General features: G+C 72.2%; 17 protein-coding genes. 10 read left to right on the top strand and 7 right to left on the bottom strand.

The window, feature by feature from the left end:
• The first annotated feature begins 60 nt into the window (after positions 1-60).
• Positions 61-1,215: a class I SAM-dependent methyltransferase gene (locus ACZ79I_RS10235; RefSeq protein WP_471496247.1), complete on the top strand. Its 1,155-nt coding sequence runs from the start codon at positions 61-63 to the stop codon at positions 1,213-1,215.
• Here the strand turns inward: ACZ79I_RS10235 and ACZ79I_RS10230 are convergent.
• Positions 1,212-2,411: a bifunctional adenosylcobinamide kinase/adenosylcobinamide-phosphate guanylyltransferase gene (locus tag ACZ79I_RS10230; RefSeq protein ID WP_471496245.1), complete on the bottom strand. Its 1,200-nt coding sequence runs from the start codon at positions 2,409-2,411 to the stop codon at positions 1,212-1,214. The two genes, ACZ79I_RS10235 and ACZ79I_RS10230, sit on opposite strands and share 4 nt — an antisense overlap.
• 185 nt (positions 2,412-2,596) lie before the next feature.
• Between ACZ79I_RS10230 and ACZ79I_RS10225 the strand changes: the two genes are divergently transcribed.
• Positions 2,597-2,809, top strand: coding sequence for a hypothetical protein (locus ACZ79I_RS10225; protein ID WP_381080832.1), 213 nt, complete (start codon positions 2,597-2,599; stop codon positions 2,807-2,809).
• A 93-nt stretch (positions 2,810-2,902) separates the two neighbouring features.
• On the opposite strand, the gene ACZ79I_RS10220 is transcribed toward ACZ79I_RS10225, so the two are convergent.
• Positions 2,903-3,607, bottom strand: a complete 705-nt coding sequence (locus tag ACZ79I_RS10220) for a class I SAM-dependent methyltransferase (RefSeq protein ID WP_471504857.1) — start codon at positions 3,605-3,607, stop codon at positions 2,903-2,905.
• An 80-nt stretch (positions 3,608-3,687) separates the two neighbouring features.
• The gene (locus tag ACZ79I_RS10215) at positions 3,688-4,317 is read right to left on the bottom strand and encodes a DUF3043 domain-containing protein (RefSeq protein WP_471496243.1); all 630 of its coding nucleotides are present in this window, start codon (positions 4,315-4,317) and stop codon (positions 3,688-3,690) included.
• 300 nt (positions 4,318-4,617) lie between these two features.
• On the opposite strand from ACZ79I_RS10215, the gene ACZ79I_RS10210 reads away from it, so the two are divergent.
• The 4 genes from ACZ79I_RS10210 to ACZ79I_RS10195 all read left to right on the top strand — a co-directional run bounded on the left by ACZ79I_RS10210 (position 4,618) and on the right by ACZ79I_RS10195 (position 7,920).
• On the top strand, positions 4,618-5,415 hold the full coding sequence (locus ACZ79I_RS10210; protein WP_471496241.1) for a PspA/IM30 family protein: 798 nt from the start codon (positions 4,618-4,620) through the stop codon (positions 5,413-5,415).
• 39 nt (positions 5,416-5,454) lie between these two features.
• The gene (gene pspAA, locus ACZ79I_RS10205) at positions 5,455-5,733 is read left to right on the top strand and encodes a PspA-associated protein PspAA (protein WP_471496239.1); all 279 of its coding nucleotides are present in this window, start codon (positions 5,455-5,457) and stop codon (positions 5,731-5,733) included.
• 248 nt (positions 5,734-5,981) lie between these two features.
• Complete coding sequence (locus ACZ79I_RS10200) at positions 5,982-7,217, top strand: sensor histidine kinase (RefSeq protein ID WP_471496237.1); 1,236 nt, start codon at positions 5,982-5,984, stop codon at positions 7,215-7,217.
• A gap of 22 nt (positions 7,218-7,239) precedes the next feature.
• Complete coding sequence (locus tag ACZ79I_RS10195; RefSeq protein ID WP_471496235.1) at positions 7,240-7,920, top strand: response regulator; 681 nt, start codon at positions 7,240-7,242, stop codon at positions 7,918-7,920.
• Between the two features lie 8 nt (positions 7,921-7,928).
• Here the strand turns inward: ACZ79I_RS10195 and ACZ79I_RS10190 are convergent, their stop codons facing one another.
• Positions 7,929-8,126, bottom strand: coding sequence for a DUF397 domain-containing protein (locus ACZ79I_RS10190; protein ID WP_471496233.1), 198 nt, complete (start codon positions 8,124-8,126; stop codon positions 7,929-7,931).
• Positions 8,105-8,950 carry a helix-turn-helix domain-containing protein gene (locus ACZ79I_RS10185; RefSeq protein WP_471496231.1) on the bottom strand — a complete coding sequence of 282 codons (846 nt, stop codon included), beginning with the start codon at positions 8,948-8,950 and terminating at the stop codon, positions 8,105-8,107. The genes ACZ79I_RS10190 and ACZ79I_RS10185 overlap by 22 nt, the downstream gene beginning before the upstream one ends.
• Before the next feature lie 156 nt (positions 8,951-9,106).
• On the opposite strand from ACZ79I_RS10185, the gene ACZ79I_RS10180 reads away from it, so the two are divergent.
• Positions 9,107-9,406 (top strand): hypothetical protein, encoded by a 300-nt coding sequence (locus ACZ79I_RS10180; protein ID WP_471496229.1) that lies wholly within the window; start codon positions 9,107-9,109, stop codon positions 9,404-9,406.
• 954 nt (positions 9,407-10,360) lie between these two features.
• On the opposite strand, the gene ACZ79I_RS10175 is transcribed toward ACZ79I_RS10180, so the two are convergent.
• Positions 10,361-11,254: a hypothetical protein gene (locus tag ACZ79I_RS10175; protein ID WP_471496227.1), complete on the bottom strand. Its 894-nt coding sequence runs from the start codon at positions 11,252-11,254 to the stop codon at positions 10,361-10,363.
• Positions 11,255-11,581: 327 nt separating this feature from the next.
• Here ACZ79I_RS10175 and ACZ79I_RS10170 point away from each other — a divergent pair, with 327 nt between their 5' ends.
• Both ACZ79I_RS10170 and ACZ79I_RS10165 read left to right on the top strand, forming a co-directional pair.
• Entirely contained in the window at positions 11,582-12,013 is a 432-nt protein-coding gene (locus tag ACZ79I_RS10170; RefSeq protein WP_471496225.1) for a hypothetical protein, read from the top strand.
• Positions 12,014-12,179: 166 nt separating this feature from the next.
• Complete coding sequence (locus ACZ79I_RS10165) at positions 12,180-13,124, top strand: L,D-transpeptidase family protein (RefSeq protein WP_471496223.1); 945 nt, start codon at positions 12,180-12,182, stop codon at positions 13,122-13,124.
• Between the two features lie 79 nt (positions 13,125-13,203).
• Here ACZ79I_RS10165 and nadA read toward each other — a convergent pair whose 3' ends face one another.
• Complete coding sequence (gene nadA / locus ACZ79I_RS10160; RefSeq protein WP_471496221.1) at positions 13,204-14,388, bottom strand: quinolinate synthase NadA; 1,185 nt, start codon at positions 14,386-14,388, stop codon at positions 13,204-13,206.
• A gap of 344 nt (positions 14,389-14,732) precedes the next feature.
• Between nadA and ACZ79I_RS10155 the strand changes: the two genes are divergently transcribed.
• On the top strand, positions 14,733-15,089 hold the full coding sequence (locus tag ACZ79I_RS10155; protein WP_366028572.1) for an iron-sulfur cluster assembly accessory protein: 357 nt from the start codon (positions 14,733-14,735) through the stop codon (positions 15,087-15,089).
• The last annotated feature ends 95 nt before the right edge of the window (positions 15,090-15,184 follow it).

The raw sequence follows: 15,184 nt of genomic DNA, 5'->3' as shown, positions 1-15,184 counted from the left end.
CCCACGCCCGCGAACTGAGCCCCGTACGTACCGTTTGGGCACGTATTGTCGTTCTCCTCCATGGTCACGACCACCCCCATCCGCCCCGTCGTACGCCGCCCGCCGCACCCGCCCCAGGAGCCGCCCATGCACCCCACCCCGCCGACGGACGGCGCGCACCCCTCCCGGTACCCCGGCGAAGGCGCCGGGAACACCGGCCGGTCGCACCCGACGCCCCGCGAGGGCTGCCCGTGGTGCGGTTCGACGCGGCCGCACACCCGGCTGCGCCTCCCCGGCCCGGGGCGGCACGGGCCGGGCCCGCTCGTGTACGAGTGCCGGGACTGCGCCCATGTCGTCCGCCACGCGGAGGACATGGGCCCCCACGGTCCCGCCGAACGCGCCCTCGCCGCCCGCGCGGGCAGCCGCCGCCACCGGGCTGCAGCCCGCGCCATGCTGCCCTTCCCGGAACCGGAGAGCTGGCTCGACGTCGGCACCGGGCACGGCCACTTCCCCGAGGCGGCACGGGAGATCCACCCCTACACCTCGTTCGACGGCCTGGACCCCACCCACCTGGTCGAGGAGGCACAGGCCGCGGGCCGCGTAGAGGAGGCCCACCGCGGCCACCTCACCGACCCGGGGATCACCGCGCGGCTGCGCTCCCGCTACGACGTCGTCAGCATGCTCCACCACCTGGAGCACACCCGCGACCCGCGCGCGGAACTGCGCGCCGCCCTCACGGTGCTGCGGCCCGGCGGCCATCTGCTCGTCGAAGTCCCCGATCCCGACTGCCTCTTCCGCGCGCTGCTCGGCCGATGGTGGGTGTCCTACGCCCGGCCCGGCCACCTCCAGCTGATGCCGCTGCGCAACCTGACGGCCGAACTGGAGGCCCTGGGCTGCACGATCGTCGGCACCGACCGCCGCGAGCCGCACACGCCGTACGACCTCGCGGGCGCCCTGGCACTGGTCGTGGCCCGCGCGCTGCCGGCCCCGGGCGGCCGCCCGGGGCGGCCGGTTCCGCCGAGACGGCTCCGGCGCCTGCTGCACACGGCCCTGAGAGGGGTTACCGCACCGCTGCTCGCGACGGCCGCCGCCCTGGACCACACGCTCGCACCCCTGGCGCGGCGCACCCGCTTCTCCAACGCCTACCGGATCGTCGCCCGCACCCCGCCCTCAGGGCCTGTTCCGAGTTCCCCGCCGACGCCCCGGCGCCCGGCACACCCTCAGAACAGGCCCTAGCCGCGCAGCGGCAGCGCCTGCCCGGCCACCACCAGCAGCACCTGCTCGCACTCCGCCGCGAACGCCGCGTTCAGACGGCCGAGTTCGTCCCGGTAGCGGCGGCCCGACGCCGTCGCCGGCACGATGCCGGAGCCGACCTCGTTCGAGACGGCGACGAGGGTCCGGCGGGTGGCACGCACCGCCGCCCCCAGCTCCTCCACCCGCGCCCGCAGCGCCCGCTCACCCCCGCCCGACCACTCCGCGTCGTCCCACGCGTTCACCGCGTCCATCGCGTCGGTCAGCCACAGCGCCAGACAGTCGATCAGCAGCGGCGGCCCGTCCTGCGCCAGCAGCGGCACGAGATCGCAGGTCTCGCGGGTGTACCAGGACCCGGGCCGCCGCTCCCGGTGCGCGGCCACCCGCGCCGCCCACTCGGAGTCCCCGTTGCGCGACCCGCCCGTCGCCACGTACAGCACGTCCGGGAACGCCTCCAGCCGCCGCTCCGCCTCCGCCGACTTGCCCGACCGGGCCCCGCCCAGCACCAGGGTGCGCCGCGGCACGTCCGGGACGTCCTCGTAGGCGCCCACGGTCAGCGTCGTCCCGTCCGGCACCGCCCGTGCCCCCGCCGCCGCGAGCCGCCGCCGCAACTCGGCACCCGGCGGCACCTCGTGGCCGATGTGCACGGCGATGACGTCGGTGGTGGGCCCGAGCGCCCCCGCCGCACGCAGCCTCGCCAGCGCGTCCGGCCGCCCCACGACGTCCGCGACCACCATGTCGTACGGCTCCGCGGGCCCTTCCAGGCCCGCGGGCGCGGCACCCGGCGGCAGATACAGCAGCCGGGGCCCCTCAGGTCCGGTCACCGCGTAACCGGTGCCCGGCGCGTCCGTCGCCAGCGCCCGCACCCGGTGCCCGGTCAGCAGCGCCAGCTCCCGCCCGTCCGGCACCCGCCCGGGCCCCGGCAGGCCGGCCGGGACCTCGACCGCCGGCCCGTCGTGCGGATGCGACAGCAGCACCTGCCGTACGCCGGCCAGCGAGTGCCCGGCCCGCGCCGCCGCGAACGCCGCGCCGGGCGTGAGGTCCAGCAGCAGCGCCCCGTCCACGAGCACGGCGGTCGCCGCCCGCGCCTCCTCGCCGAGCGCACGCGCGCAGGCCGCGCAGGGACAGTCGGGGCGGGGGAGTCCCGCGGGGGCACCGGTGCCGAGCAGAGTCACGTCCACGGAGCCGATTTTCCCGGGTCACCGCAGGCGACGCGCGCCCAGGTCCGCCCCCGCGGGCCCGAGGCCGCACGCCCCGATGATCCATGGTCTTCTCCTCCCCGCCGGGGGGAACACATAGGCTCGGGGCAGCGGCCGGACCTGGATCCGGCTCCTGCTCTGCGTGTGCTCACATCTGGGAGGCGTACATGGTGGCGTGGACGTGGCGGTTCGAGAAGGCCGACGGGACGGAGGTCCGGCCCGCGGTCGCGCCCGAGGAGTTCTCCACGCAGGGGGACGCCGAGTCCTGGCTCGGGGAGCACTGGAAGGAACTGCTCGCCGGGGGCGCCGACCAGGTGCGGCTGTTCGAGGACACGACGGAGATCTACGGTCCGATGAGCCTGCACGCCGACGAGTCGTAGACCGCCGGGCGGGGGCCCACCGCCCTCGCCCACCTCATCGGCCGCCGCAGCCCGCCCCTTCGGTGGTCCTGAGCCCACCCCATGGGGCGGACCTCAGCCACGCACCCCGCACAGGTGCAGCAGCGCGGCCACCCGCCGGTACGGGTCCGTGCGCCCCGCCCGTTCCTCCACGGCCAGCAGGCTGTCCACGTCCTGCGGGACCTTTGCCCCGTCCGCCGCCGTGTCGGTGAAGACGCGCACCCCGTACCACGCGTGCAGCGGCGCCCCGATCCCCGCGAGCGTCGCGGTCAGCGCCTCCAGCCGGTCGGCCCGCACATCGAGCCCCAGCCGGTTCGTATACATGGTGGTGTCGAAGGCGGCCAGCGCCGTGCCCCAGTCCCCGTACAGGCCCGGCCGCATCGCCAGCGCGTCCCCGTTGCGGACGAGCAGCGACAGCAGCCCGCCGGGTGCGAGCATCCGGGCCAGCCCCGCCACCAGCGGATCGGGCTCCTCCACATACATGAGCACCCCGTGGCACAGCACGACGTCGAAGCTGCCGGGCAGGAAGTGCACCCCCGTGTCCCGCCCGTCGCCCTCGATGATCCGCACGCGCTCCCGGATGCCCTCGGGCTCGCCGGACAGGGCCGCACGGGCCGCGGCGATCATCGTCGGATCCTGTTCCACCCCGGTGACCTGGTGCCCGGCCCTGGCCAGGCGCAGCGCCTGCGTACCCTGGCCCATCCCCACGTCGAGCACCCGCAGCCGCCGGCCCACCGGGAACCGCCCGGCTATCTGCTCGTCGAGCTGCCGGGCGACCAGCTCCTGCCGTACGACGTCACGCAGACCGCCGAGCCGGCTCAGCCAGGCGTCGGCCGCACCCTCGGAGAACGCAGCCGTGCTCAGGGCCGCTCTCCGCGCTTGACCTGCGGCTTCGGCAGCCGGAGCCGGCGCATCTGCAGGGAACGCATCAGGGCGTACGGGATCGCGCCCCTCTTGCTCTGGTCGGGGAAGCGCTCCTGCAGCTGCTTCCTCAGCCGGAACGCGGAGACGATCGAGTCGAGCACGATGAGAACGATCACGACGAGCCACAGCATCAGCGCGATGCTCTGCATCGAGGCCACCCGCACCATGCTCAGCACGAGAATGATCACGGCCATCGGCAGGAAGAACTCGGCGACGTTGAAGCGGGCGTCGACGAAGTTGCGGGCGAACTTGCGGACGGGGCCCTTGTCCCGCGCCGGAAGGTACCTCTCGTCACCGCCGGCCAGCGCCTCACGCTGTTTCGCCAGCTGGACGCGGCGCTCCTCGCGCTGCCGCTTGGCGGCGTCCTTGCGCGTCGTCGAGGTATTGGCGACGCTGCGACGCTGGGCCTGGGCCTCACTGCGCTTGGGCGTCGGCCGGCCCTTCGGGGCCTGGGGGTCACGGGGCTGCTTGGAGTCGGTCACCGGCGCCTTGTCGGCGACCTGGGCCTTCTCTTCCTTGGCACGGCTACGGAACACGAAACCCAAGGGTACGGGGTCTCCACGCATGGACCCCCGATCCGTGGGGAACGATCCGGCAACACCGGTCGTCTGTACTGGGACAGAGGGGCCTCAAAAGGGAAGACCGCCGACGTTCTTCCGGAAGGCGGCTGAGGGAATCCGGGAGCCACCCCGTACGTAACCCGGGGGGCACCTACTCCCTACGCCGGAGCGGGACCGTTGCGCAGTCGTCCTTGCGGATGACCGCATCCGTCCTCGAACAGTGCGGTAATGGAGGCAGGGCCCGTACTGTGGGTTCTGTCGCAGATCTGTGAGCTGGAGTCCGTCAGAAGGGGGCGCGCGAAGCCCATGAGCGGTGTCATGAAGCGTATGGGGATGATCTTCCGCGCGAAGGCGAACAAGGCCCTTGACCGGGCCGAGGACCCGCGCGAGACCCTCGATTACTCGTACCAGAAGCAGCTGGAACTGCTGCAGAAGGTGCGTCGCGGCGTCGCGGACGTGGCGACGAGCCGCAAGCGCCTCGAACTGCAGCTCAACCAGCTCCAGAGCCAGTCCACCAAGCTTGAGGACCAGGGCCGCAAGGCGCTCGCCCTCGGCCGCGAGGACCTGGCCCGCGAGGCGCTGTCGCGGCGGGCCGCGCTCCAGCAGCAGGTGACCGATCTGGAGACCCAGCACCAGACCCTGCAGGGCGAGGAGGAGAAGCTCACCCTGGCGGCCCAGCGACTCCAGGCGAAGGTGGACGCCTTCCGCACGAAGAAGGAGACCATCAAGGCCACCTACACGGCGGCCCAGGCGCAGACCCGGATCGGCGAGGCGTTCTCCGGCATCTCCGAGGAGATGGGCGACGTCGGCCTGGCGATCCAGCGCGCCGAGGACAAGACGGCCCAGCTGCAGGCCCGCGCGGGCGCCATCGACGAGCTGCTCGCCTCGGGCGCGCTGGACGACCCGTCCGGCATGGCCAAGGACGACATCCAGGCCGAACTGGACCGGCTCTCCGGCGGCACGGACGTCGAGCTGGAGCTGCAGCGCATGAAGGCGGAGCTGGCCGGGGGCTCGGCCACGCAGCCCCAGGCGATCGAGGGCGGCACGGGCCAGGGCCAGTCCCAGTCCCAGCCGCAGGACACGCCGCGCTTCGACAAGCAGTAGCCCAGTCATCCACCGGGTCCCACGCCTGAGGAGGGCGACATGATCGTGCGGATCATGGGGGAGGGGCAGGTGCAGCTCGACGATGCCCACTTCACCGAACTGAACAAGCTGGACGACGAGCTGCTCCGGGAGGTGGAGGGCGGCGACGAGCAGGGCTTCCGCCGCACCCTGAACGCCCTCCTGGACGCGGTCCGCCGCCTGGGCGCCCCCCTGCCGGACGACTCCCTGGAACCGTCGGAGCTGATCCTGCCGTTGCCCGAGGCGAGCCTCGCGGAGGTCCGCGAGATGCTGGACGGCGACGGCCTGATCCCGGGCTGAGGCCGGGGCACTGCCCGGCCGGGGCCGGGCCGCACCAGCGTCCGGCGTTTGAGGCTGGGCACTGTTCGGCCGGAGCCGGGCCACACCAGCCCGTCCGGCGTTTGAGGACGAGGCCGTTCAGGCCGAAAGCGGGGGCGTGGGGGCGGCAGCCCCCGCACGGCACGACCACCCCGGGTGCCGCCCACCACCCCTGGGCGCCCCGCCCCGACCGTTCCGCCCGGCGCAGCCGCCCCGTACCGTGAACAAGCGTGAGCACCCTGGAACGCACCCGGTGCAGAATGCGCGCCCACCCGCTGGCCCTGGACGCCGCCCTCGCCTTCTGCGTCCTCCTCTGCATGGTGGCCGGTTCCTTCCTCGACCCCCACGCCGAGGACGGCTCCTCCTGGGGCACGCGCACCCCGAACGCGCTCAGCGTCGCCCTCATGGTGCTCGGCACGGCGGCACTCGTCCTGCGCCGGCGCGCCCCCATGACCGTCCTCGCGGCCACGGCGGCCCTCTCCCTCGTGGAACTCGTCACCGCCGACCCCCGCGCCCCCGTGGCGATGTCGGCCGTGGTCGCCCTCTACACCGTCGCCTCCACCACCGACCGGCCCACCACCTGGCGGGTCGGCCTGCTCACCATGACCGTCCTGACCGGCGCCGCCATGCTCGACGGTCCCCTTCCGTGGTACGCGCAGGAGAACCTCGGCCTGTTCGCCTGGACGGGCATGGCCGCGGCCGCCGGAGACGCCGTGCGCAGCCGCCGCGCCTTCGTGGACGCCATCAGGGAGCGCGCCGAACGGGCGGAACGCACCCGCGAGGAGGAGGCCCGGCGCCGCGTCGCCGAGGAGCGGCTGCGCATCGCCCGCGACCTGCACGACGTCGTCGCCCACCACATCGCCCTGGTCAACGTGCAGGCCGGGGTCGCCGCGCACATCATGGACAAGCGGCCCGACCAGGCGAAGGAGGCCCTCGGCCACGTCCGTGAGGCCAGCCGCTCCGCGCTCAACGAACTGCGCGCCACCGTCGGCCTGCTCCGGCAGTCCGGCGACCCGGAGGCCCCCACCGAGCCCGCTCCCGGGCTCGCCCGCCTCGACGAACTCGCCGACACCTTCCGCAACGCCGGCCTCCCGGTCGAGGTGGCCCGGGCCGACCACGGCACCACGCTGCCCGCCGCCGTCGACCTCGCCGCGTACCGCGTCATCCAGGAGGCCCTGACCAATGTGCAGAAGCACGCGGGCCACGAGGCGAAGGCCGAGGTCAGCGTCGTACGCGTGGGAACGCACGTGGAGATCACGGTCCTCGACGACGGAACGGACGAGGACGCCGGACAGCCCGGCGGCGACGAGGAACACGGCGGGCACGGCCTGCTCGGCATGCGGGAGCGGGTCACCGCCCTCGGCGGCTCCCTGACCACCGGTCCCCGCTACGGGGGCGGCTTCCGGGTCCATGCGATCCTGCCCGTCAGGAACCACGCGGCGGCGGCAGCCGGGGAGACCGTGTGACCACCGCCCAGGGAGGGCCCGTATGACCATCCGCGTCCTGCTCGCCGACGACCAGGCGCTGCTGCGCAGCGCGTTTCGCGTACTCGTCGACTCGGAGCCGGACATGGAGGTGGTGGGCGAGGCGTCCGACGGCGCCGAGGCGGTACGGCTGGCCAGGGAGCAGCACGCCGACGTCGTCCTCATGGACATCCGGATGCCCGGCACGGACGGCCTCGCCGCCACCCGCCTGATCAGCGCCGACCCGGCCCTCGCCCAGGTGCGGGTGGTCATACTGACGACCTTCGAGGTGGACGACTACGTCGTGCGGTCACTGCGCGCAGGGGCGTCCGGCTTCCTCGGCAAAGGGGCCGAGCCCGAGGAACTGCTGAACGCCATCCGGCTGGCCGCCGGCGGCGAGGCACTGCTGTCGCCCGCCGCCACCAAGGGGCTCATCGCGCGCTTCCTGGCCCAGAGCGACGGCGACGACGGCCGCGACCCGGCCCACTCCGACCGGCTCGGCACCCTCACCGGCCGCGAGCGCGAGGTGCTCGTCCAGGTCGCCGGCGGCCACTCCAACGACGAGATCGCAGAACGCCTGGAGGTCAGCCCGCTCACGGTGAAGACACACGTCAACCGGGCCATGGCGAAACTGGGCGCCCGCGACCGGGCCCAACTCGTCGTCATCGCCTACGAGTCGGGCCTGGTGCGCCCGAGGGCGGACTGACCCGGGCCCTACGCCTTGAGCGAGCCGACGAACGCGTCCCAGGCGGCGGCCGGGACGACGATCACGGGACCTCGGGGGTTCTTGCTGTCGCGCACGGGAACGACGCCGGGCAGGTCCTGGGTGATCTCGACGCAATCACCCCCGTTCGCATTGCTGTAGCTGCTCCGGCGCCACCGGGCGGTGCTCAGCTCGGGGGTGTGCTGCATGGCTTGTAGTCCTCCATCGCCTGTCGAATCAGCTCTGCCGAGGCGGCCGGTGGGAGGGCGTTGGCGCGGAGGACTTCGTACCGCCGCCGCCACTTCTTCACCGAGTCCCGGTCCTCGTGGAGGTGACCGACCTCGATGCCCTCTTCATAGGCCACGGTGGAGCTGTTGGGAAGGGTCAGCAGGGTCAGCGCGCCGCCCATCAGGTAGTGCGGACCGGCACTGAAGGGCATCACCTGGACCTTGCTGTCCGGAGTATCCACCTGCGCGAGCAGCGAGGCCAGTTGTTTGTACATGCAGTCCCTGCCGCCCAACGGCCGCCGGAGGACTCCCTCATCGATGATCGCCCACCGCAGTGGGGGCTCAGTGGAGTTGAGCCGGTCCTTGCGGGACATGCGGGCGTTGACGAGTTCCTCCACCTTCGACCTGGGCAGCTCTTCCTGGAGGCTGAGCTGGGCTTCGGCGTACTCCTTGGTCTGCAGCAGTCCTGGGATGGTCTGGACTACGAAGTTCTCGACGACCTCGGCCTGCGCCTCGAAGTCCATGAACCGCCGGTACTGGTCCGGATGCGCCTCGCGCTTGGCCAGTTGGTACAGCCCGTGGAAGTGCCGGTCCGTGCCGAACGCGGCGTCGAGCCGGTCGGGCAGGTCCGGCGGTGGCATCAACTCCGCCGTCTCGACGCGTGCCAGCGTGCTCTTGCTGGAGTTGAGGATGTCCGCGAGCTGCAGCAGCGACAGCTTGGCGGCCTCGCGGTGGCGGCGCTGCTCGGCGCCGAAGTAGTGGCGGGCGGAGAGGTAGGGGGTCAGGGTCTGCGGCTTGAACGTCATCGGTCTCGCCTCCCGGGCTGATCGTCCCGTTCTCGACGATGGGACGGGGCGCTCCTGTTCAGGGCCCATGTCGCACAGCGACGATGGCACCACAGAAGGTAACGATCAGCGATCCGGTCCCGCAGCGGAATGACCGGATCCGGAGGGAGCGACGAGATGATGCGCGACGGACGGGACGGGGCGGCGCTGCGCCTGCTCCCGTGGACGACGCCGGAGGGCGCCCCGTGCTACCTGAGCACGGACGACCCGGAGAGTCTCCTGTCCCGCCTGGCCGACCGACTGGAGGCGGACCTCCTCGACTCGGCGCGGTTCATCCTGGCCGAGGCCAGACCGCTGCTCGCCGACGAGGCCACGGGGAGGCGGGAGTTGCGCTTCACCGGCGTACAGCTGGCCGCGGCGCTGGCGGACGCGCTGCGGATCGCGGTGAGCAGGGGCGAGCGCCTGCCGGAGAGCTGAAGACCTCACCCTGCGGGCGTCGGCCGGGGCGGCGCTCCGGAGCAGGTGGCGCGGCCGAACGCGCTGCTGGCGGTGGCGCTTCGGACTGCGGTGACGGCCCGTCGGTGGCACCGGCGGGCCGTCACCGCGCGACTGAGGCGCAATGCCGTGCCGGCCTGCGCCCTCGGCGGAGCCTGCTGCTGCCGGACAGCAGCCGACCGCCGCGATGCGACGGATGACGGATGCCTTACCGGCACCGGACCCCTCCCCCCGCCCCACCACGACACCCGCCCGCGTGCATCACTCGCGTCGCCCTGGCGCTGCGGAAAGCCGCAGTAGACGGTCGCACAAGACTCCGGGTGAGCTGGACGTGACGCACAGCTGTACGCGGCCCTCGGCGCGGACGACCGCCAGGCTCGCGTCCGGGCTCATGTCCGACGGCGGGTGATCCGGCGTGAGGGCCACCGACCTTCCACGGTCGGCAAGTGACCACCTTCCCCCGCCGGTGAACTCCCCGCCCGACGACGGCGTGAGCGTCTCGAGCGGCAGCCCGGCAGCCGAGAACCGTCCGTTCGCGAAGAACTCGACCTGCCCGGTCCTGCCATCCGTCGTCTTCCACGTCCCGAGGAGCGCGGAGCGGGAGGAGGCGACGGCGAACCGGGGCTGAGCGTCATGGAGGCGGATGAGGCGCCAGGCAACCCCGGCGAGGAGCACCAAGGCCAGTACCACGAGCGCTGCGGGCCGACGCCATCGCGTCCCGCGCCGTTCTCTCCCGCACACCGCGCAGCCCCCTGCCACACCTTTGATCACGACGGCTCAGTCTCCGGACCAGCCCCAGAAGTAGATCTCCCGCGGCGTCCCGTGCTCGTCGTGCAGTACCGCACAGCGGCCGAACCAGCGCTCGCGAGCGAGGTCCTGGATCGCGGGGACGTGTTCGCTGCACTCCTTCCGAGCCGACCGGTCCCGCGGCCGGGCTCACCCGACGCCCGTCGGGAGTGTGATGGTCCCCGTGTACGGGCCCTGGGCGCGTTCCGTCACGTCCTGGCTGTAGCGGAGGTTCTGGCCGCGGTAGGGGATGAGGAAGGTGCACCGGAAGCGGTGCGACCTGATGCGGTACGTGCCGGCGTCGAGGAAGAGCACCTCCTCGACGTTCTGCACGACGATCCGGTCCTCGGGAGCCGTGATGCCCGCCGCGCGCAACTTCTCAAGGGTCGGGGCGAGTTCGCGTACCGCCTTCTTGACGGCGCCCCGGTCCCGTACGGCGGTCAGGGTGGCCGACGCGGTGTTCACCCGCAGTTCGACCTGTCCGGCGGTCGAGGTGACGACCAGGACCCCGGAGCCCGTGTGCTGCTCCCCGGCGTACGTCCCGAACGCGTCGAGCGCGGCGACGGGGTCCTCCACGGCGTTCGCGATCGCCGGGTCGGAGAGGGCACCGCTCTTCCACCGCGCCCTCGCCCCGCCCTTCCTGACGTATCCGGTCCCGTCCACCACGTAGACCTCCTCGGGCTTCGCTGCGCCCTTGGCGTACGTCGTTCCCGTGGAGTGGAGTGCCAGGGGGTTCTGCGTGCGCCGTACCGTGGCCTTGTACGTCGCGGTGCTCTGACTCCCCTGGTAGAGCAGGCCCTCGTTCCCCTTGACGGTGAACGTCCAGCCCTGCTGCCCGGACATCGCCTCCCTCGCCCGGGCGAGGAACTCCTCGGGCGTCCTCGGCTCGGGGGGTGCCGATGTCGGCTTCGCTGCGGTCGCGGAGGCGGAGTCCACCGGAGTTCCGGAAGCCGTCGACCCGCTCCCGGCGCACCCGGACAGCGACAGCGAGACGAGCGAAACGGCGGGGAGCGCCAGCAGGGCGACGCCGGGACGAGGTCTCACGCGCGCACTCCTTCAAGATCGGAAGATGCCCGGTTGTACACGAGTCGGGACCGTCCAGGCCAACGTGCGGACAAACGGGGTCAATGGGGTCTTCTGTCGTGGGCTCGGCTCGGCTCGGCTCGGTTCGGGCCAGGGGCTCGCCCCTGCCGAAGGCCGATGGCTGTAACGGACACGCACAGGGCGAAAAGGTTGTGCGCGGGCTGTGGGTCCTTCCTGTGGCATTCGTCATGTCCGTGACCCGTGATGTTCCTGTGTTGGCATGCGCTTGACCAATTCGGGGGGACCAATTGGCGTTCCTCTGGAGCCGAGTTGAAGGGGTGGGGTCCCATGGGCAAGGCGGTCGAGGGCGTTCCGTACGCGAATCGGATGCGGCCGTGCGCGGCTGCCTTCGTCGCACGCGTCACCGCCCGCAACCGGCTGCCGCTCGACTACTCCGTGGCCAGTCTGAGGGTGGTCGATTTCCTGGTCGACGGGCTGCGCAAGGGCCTGGCCGCCCCGGAGCGGCTGTCCGGCACGCTCTTCGGTCTCGGCGCGTACGTCGGCGAGGTGCTCGTGCGCCGCGCGGGCGCGGTCTGGGTGGACTTCGACGCCGATCAGCGCGGCTACTTCGGGCAGCCGGTCGGCGTGCGCATGCCCGACGGGCGGGTGTGGAATCCCCTCGGCAAGGTGCACAACCGCTTCGAGGTGGGCGGTCCGGAGGAGTCGTTGCAGACCTTCTGGCTGACGCTGCACGGGCGGGCCCGGACGCCCGCCGCCTGAGGGTCCGCCTCGTCCGAGGCCGTCGGTCGTCGTCGGCCCGGCGCTGCCTCCTAGGCGCGCCGCGGAACCTGCCGGCACGCCTACCTGCCGCTTTCCCGGCTTCCAGCTTCCCGTTCTTTTTCTGCCGAACCAGTCGAAGGGTTCTTCCGTGCTGCCCTCTTGTTTTGTGCTGCCCTCTTCCGCTGCCCGCAGGCGCCTCGCCGTGGCCGCCGTCGGCGGGGCGCTGATGTTCGCGACCGCCTGCGGCGGCGGGTCCGCCGAGTCCGGATCCGCCCGGGTGGCGGGGGAGGGGGGCGACGCCCAGGGCGCGTCCGCCTCGTCGGCTCCGTCCGCCTCGCCCAGCGAGTCCGCGAGCGCCTCCGCCGGCGCGTCGGCCTCGCCGTCGACGTCCGCCACGTCCGGTCGCGCCGCATCCGCGTCCGCCGGCGCGTCCCGCACCGCCACGCAGGGAAGTGCCGGGACGGGAACGGGGACGGGCACGGCGACCGGCTCCGGGCAGGGCGGCGGCACGGCCGCACCGCACTTCCCCGTGCCGGTCGACGTCGGTGGCGCCACCCAGGTCATCACGGTCGAGGCCAGCGGTTCGTATGCGACCGTGACCGCCTGGGCCAAGGGATCCGCAGGCTGGAAGGAGCAGTTCGCCACGACTGCCGGGCGCGTCGGATCGAACGGTGTGGTGGACGGGGCGACCCGGCGGCAGGGGACGTACACCACCCCCTCCGGGACGTACACGATCACCGAGGGGTTCGGCGTGGAGTCGAGCGGGACGAGCATGCCGTACCACGTCGTCGACGACACCGACTGGTGGGTGGAGGACCCCGAGTCCCAGTACTACAACTCGATGCACGGCGAGGCGGGCGCCGACTTCCCGCTCACCGAGGCCGGCGACCGCGGCAGCGAGCACCTCGTCAACTACCCCACCCAGTACGCGAAGGCCCTCGTCATCAACTTCAACCGGTGGCCCGCCACGCCCGGCCGCGGTGCCGGGATCTTCCTGCACGTCAACGGTTCCGGGGCCACGGCCGGCTGTGTGTCCGTGCCGAGGGCCACCATGGACCGGATCATGGGCTGGATCAGCCCGGGCGCTCATCCGCGTATCGCCATCGGCTGAGCCGCGTGGCGGCGCGCCGCGCCCACAGCGGAGGGGCACCCTTCGGGGCGCCCCTCGGCGATGTCGGCGGCAAGGAGGGTTACGGCAGCGCCAGCATCCGCTCCAGCGCCAGCTTCGCGGACGCCTCCGTCGCCTTGTCGACCTCGATGCGGTTGACCATGTTGCCCTCGGCGAGGGACTCGAGCGCCCACACCAGATGCGGCAGGTCGATACGGTTCATGGTCGAGCAGAAGCACACCGTGCGGTCGAGGAAGACGATCTCCTTGCCCTCCGGCGCGAAACGGTTCGCCAGCCGCCGTACGAGGTTCAGCTCCGTGCCGATGGCCCACTTGGAGCCCGCCGGCGCCTCCTGAAGCGTCTTGATGATGTACTCCGTCGAGCCCACGTAGTCGGCCGCGGTCACGACCTCGTGCGTGCACTCGGGGTGGACCAGTACGTTGACGCCCGGGATCCGCTCGCGCACCTCGTTCACCGAGTCGAGGCTGAAGCGGCCGTGCACCGAGCAGTGGCCCCGCCACAGGATCATCTTCGCGGCGCGCAGCTCGTCGGCCGTCAGCCCGCCGTTCGGCTTGTGCGGGTTGTAGACGACGCAGTCGTCGAGCGACATGCCCATGCCCCGCACCGCCGTGTTGCGGCCCAGGTGCTGGTCCGGCAGGAAGAGGACCTTCTCGCCCTGCTGGAAGGCCCACTCCAGGGCCCGCTTCGCGTTCGAGGAGGTGCAGACGGTGCCGCCGTGCTCGCCGGTGAAGGCCTTGATGTCGGCGGAGGAGTTCATGTACGTGACCGGCACGACCTGCTCGGCCACGCCCGCGTCGGTCAGCACGTCCCAGCACTCGGCGACCTGCTCGGCCGTGGCCATGTCGGCCATCGAGCACCCCGCCGCCAGATCCGGCAGGACCACCTTCTGCTGGTCGTTCGTCAGGATGTCCGCCGACTCCGCCATGAAGTGCACACCGCAGAACACGATGTACTCGGCCTCGGGCCGCGCCGCCGCGTCCCGCGACAGCTTGAAGGAGTCGCCCGTGACGTCCGCGAACTGGATGACCTCGTCGCGCTGGTAGTGGTGGCCGAGCACGAAGACCTTGTCGCCGAGCTTCTCCTTGGCCGCGCGGGCCCGTTCGACCAGGTCCGGGTCGGAGGGGGAGGGCAGCTCGCCGGGACACTCGACGCCCCGCTCGCTCCTCGGATCGGCCTCGCGGCCGAGCAGCAGCAGGGCGAGGGGCGTCGGCTGTACGTCGAGCTCCTGGGTCTGGGCGGTGGTCACGACACGCACCCTTTCTGTTCTGCGGCCCGCCGGCCCGGGAGTGGGCCGGCGGGACATGCGGTACACGCCTTTTCGTCGATATGACGCTATCTATCATAACCGGTTCACGTCATGTTGACGATGGCCATAACGTCGATGTGACGTGAATCCCGGCACGCCCCACCCGGCGAGACGGCGGCACGCCCCGGGCTTCTCCCCGCAGGCTGGTGTCCCCGTTCCGTCGCGTGTGCGAGCATGAGTGGAGGGAAGACAAAAGAAACGTGCCCGGCCCCGGAATGAATCCGCGGCCACGCGGGTTTGCATTCGTCGGCAAGCAGTCTCCGTACGACCCGGGAGAGATGTAGATGTCCGTACAGGACGAGACCACCACCGTCACCGACGGCATCATCCTGACCGACGCCGCCGCGGCCAAGGTCAAGGCCCTGCTCGACCAGGAAGGCCGTGACGACCTCGCGCTGCGCGTCGCGGTCCAGCCCGGTGGCTGCTCCGGCCTTCGCTACCAGCTGTTCTTCGACGAGCGGTCCCTCGACGGCGACGTGGAGAAGGACTTCGGCGGGGTCAAGGTCGTCACCGACCGCATGAGCGCCCCGTACCTGGGCGGCGCCACCGTCGACTTCGTCGACACCATCGAGAAGCAGGGCTTCACGATCGACAACCCGAACGCGACGGGTTCCTGCGCCTGCGGCGACTCCTTCAGCTGAGCACGAGCTGAGCACGCTCCATCGGCAGGTGTGTGAAGGCGGCGCCCCCTGACAGGGGGCGCCGCCTTCGTAGGTCCGCCTTCACGGCTCCGCGT

The sequence above is a fragment of the Streptomyces sp. PSU-S4-23 genome, assembly GCF_055632315.1.
The sequence above is the reverse complement of the archived record's forward strand: the minus strand, read 5'-3'. Positions and strand labels throughout refer to the sequence as shown.